Origin of the sequence: Synechococcus sp. CCY9201, assembly GCF_034931105.1 — a bacterium.
GTDB lineage: Bacteria > Cyanobacteriota > Cyanobacteriia > PCC-6307 > Cyanobiaceae > CBW1002.
This window is the reverse complement of sequence record NZ_JAYGIC010000180.1, coordinates 1-2,893: the sequence shown is the minus strand read 5'-3', so window position 1 is coordinate 2,893 and position 2,893 is coordinate 1. Positions and strand designations below refer to the sequence as shown.

The 2,893-nt window shown below is 72.9% G+C and carries 3 protein-coding genes; 1 reads left to right on the top strand and 2 read right to left on the bottom strand.

The window, feature by feature from the left end; all coding sequences use genetic code 11:
• Together VB716_RS17355 and menA are read right to left on the bottom strand one after the other, a co-directional pair.
• On the bottom strand, nt 1-817 hold an 817-nt coding region (locus VB716_RS17355), incomplete at its 3' end, for an enolase C-terminal domain-like protein (RefSeq protein ID WP_323271153.1).
• A complete protein-coding gene (gene menA, locus VB716_RS17350) occupies nt 814-1,812 on the bottom strand; it encodes a 2-carboxy-1,4-naphthoquinone phytyltransferase (RefSeq protein ID WP_322758229.1) in 999 nt (332 codons plus the stop codon). The genes VB716_RS17355 and menA, both read right to left, overlap by 4 nt.
• Before the next feature lie 64 nt (nt 1,813-1,876).
• Here menA and VB716_RS17345 point away from each other — a divergent pair.
• On the top strand, nt 1,877-2,893 hold a 1,017-nt coding region (locus VB716_RS17345; protein WP_323271152.1), incomplete at its 3' end, for a chorismate-binding protein.

Below are 2,893 nucleotides of genomic sequence, written 5' to 3'. Positions count from 1 at the left end.
CTGCCAGTGCCGCCAGCAGGGGGCGCGGGTCCCCCTCCTGCGAGGGGCGCCGCACCTGCCAGCCGGGCCAGCGCTGGCGCAGCTCCGGCCTGTGCTGCAGGGATTCATCCAGGGCCACCGGCAGCAGTCGGGCCAGGGCCTCATGGCCCTCCAGGTCGAAGGGTTCGAGCGGCTGCTCCAGCCATTCGAGCCTCGGCTCCTCCGCCAGCCGCTCTGCCCAGGCCGTTGCGGTGGCGCGGCTCCAGCCGCCATTGGCATCAAGCCGCAGCCGGGCGTCGGCAGGCAGCCGCTCCAGCAGCTGTTCCAGCACCTGCCGTTCCAGTGGATCGGGGTTGGCGGCCACCTTCCACTTGCAGCTCGGCCAGACCGCCCTGTTGGCCCCGTCTGCGTTCAGGTGGAGCTCAAGGGCAGCCAGGGCTTCCTCTCCGGCCGGAAGCAGCCGGGCGGCGGGCGGCGGCGGCAGCCAGATGGGGCCGATCAGCCCGTCCAGCTCCGCCAGGGCGGCACCGATCGCGAACGCCAGCACCTCTGGCAGGCCGGGCAGCAGGGCCTCGAGGGCGACACGCGTCATGGTGGCGTCTGGTCCAGGCGTGCAACGGGCGATCGCAACCGCCAGAGCCGCCGTTTCGCCTTGCAGGGCCGCCGCCTCGCCCCAGCCCAAGGCGGTGTGATCGGGCGACTCCAGTCGCAACAGCCAGCCCTGCTTCTGGCGCAGCCAGCCCTGGGAGGTGCGCAGGGGCTGGGGCAATGAAAGACGGAACGGGCGCCACTGCAGCCGCAGCGCCACGGCCGCTCCTGATCCAGGGCTGTAGCTCAATGCCCGGCCCGCGCCAGCCAGGGCCCCAGCGCCAGGCCCAGGGCCAGCCCCAGCCCGTTGAGGGCCTGGAAGCGGAGGGCCAGGAACTTGCTGCCACTGATGCGCTCGGGCACATGATGGTGCTCGCGCAGCAGGCGGATCAGGGCCCGGGCCGGCGGCAGACCGATCGCACCGAGCAGGGCCGTGAGGGGCCACCAGCCGAGCAGCACCGGTGCCCACTCCCAGGCCAGGGTGGCCGCCACAAACCAGGGCACCAGGGTCGCCGCCCGATCGCTGCCGAGCTGCACCACCGGTGAGCGCTTGCCATGGGTGGCGTCTTCCTCCACCTGATGGAAGTGGGAACAGAACAGCACCAGGGTGGTGGCCAGGGCCGGACCTCCCCCCAGCACCAGGGCATCGGCCCAGGGGATCGTGACTCCCGCCGCCCCACCGGCCTCGGCGACCGGTGCCAGTGCCAGCAGGGCCGCCGCCGTGGCGCAGGGGCCGAAGGCCAGCCAGCAGAGCGGCTCCCCCAGACCCCGGTAGCCAAGGCGGAAGGGCGGCCCCTGGTAGAGGTAACCCAGTCCGCAGCAGGCCAGTACCAGCAGCAGCACCGCCGCGGAACTGCGCAGGGCCACCACGGCCATCACCAGCAGACCCAGCACCAGGGCCCCGTTTGCCAGGGCCGCCACCCGGTCGCGCCGGCCGGTGAGGGCCACCACTGAGTGGGGCTTGCCCTGGGTGTCGACGCCGGTCTCGTCATCGAAGACGTCGTTGGCCAGGTTCTCCCAGGCCAGCAGCAGCACGGCCGCCAGCAGGAACAGCAGCAGTTGATCGAGCCGCATCGGCAGGCCGCGACCCAGCCGCCAGCCGGCGGCGATCAGGGCCGGCATCACCGCCACGGCATACATGGGCCACTTGATCGCCGCCTTCCAGAGGCGGCGCCGATCCAGCGGTGGCCCTTGCCGTGGCGCCTCGGCGGCGTGAAGGCTTGCGACGACCTGGGGCTCGGACATGGATGCCGGCAGCTGCTGATGCGAGAAGGTCCATACATTTGAGCAGCCGCTTCGGCGCCACCCGGTGCAGGCTCCACCCAGCGTCACCTCCCCACTCCCGTCGTTTCTCGCGGAGCCCTCCCTGCCGGAGGCGAGCTTCACGGAGCTCCTTGCCGCGGCGGCCCAGGGGGCCAGCCAGCTGGAAGACGACGGGGTGCTGAGCCTGGCGTTGCCGCTGGCCGCGCGAGACCCGATGGCGATGCTGGCCCATCTGCCCAACGGCCAGCGGTTCCGTTTCCTCTGGGACAGCGCTCCCGGCCTCTGCCTGGCCGCCAGCGGCAAGACCCACAGTCTGGAGCTGAGCGGACCGCGTCGCTTCGAGCTGGCCCAGCGCTTCAGCGCCGTGAGCCTCAGCCGGCTGGCGGTGGCGCCGCAGGCCTGCCCGCCCCTGGCCCGGCCGCGGGTGCTGCTGGCCTTCTCCTTCTTCGACAGCCCCCTGCAGGACGGCCAGGGCGTGGCCGGGGTGGAGGCGGTACTGCCGCGCTGGCAGCTCAGCCGCCAGGGGCGCCACTGCTGGCTGCGGCTGCAGCGCAGCCTCGGCGGCGACGTGACCCCCCGCTCGGTGGCGGAGGAGCTCTGGGAGCAGGCCGAGCTGTTGCGCACACTGCCGCCGTCTGCCGAACCGGCGGGCGATTTGCTGGGGGTCCGCCTGTTGCACAGCTCCCCCTGGCAGGAGGGCTACCGCGAGGCGGTGGCTCGAGGCCTGGAGCTGGTGGAGACGGGGGCGCTGCGCAAGCTGGTGCTGGCGGTGCGCCAGCGGCTGGAGCTGGATCGCCCCCTGGATCCCCTCCTGCTCCTGGCCCAGCTGCGCCTGCGCCAGCCCGGCAGCTGTCGCTTCCTCTGGCAGCAGGCCCAGGGTGGGGTGTTGCTGGGCGCGTCACCGGAGCGGCTGCTCACGGTGCGCCAGGGCCAGCTGCGCAGCGATGCCCTGGCCGGCACGGCTCCGATCGGCCCGGCGGCCGATCTGTTGCCCGGCTCCGTCAAAGATCGGCATGAACACGAGCTGGTGGTGGAGGCGATCACCGAGGTGCTGCGCGAGGCC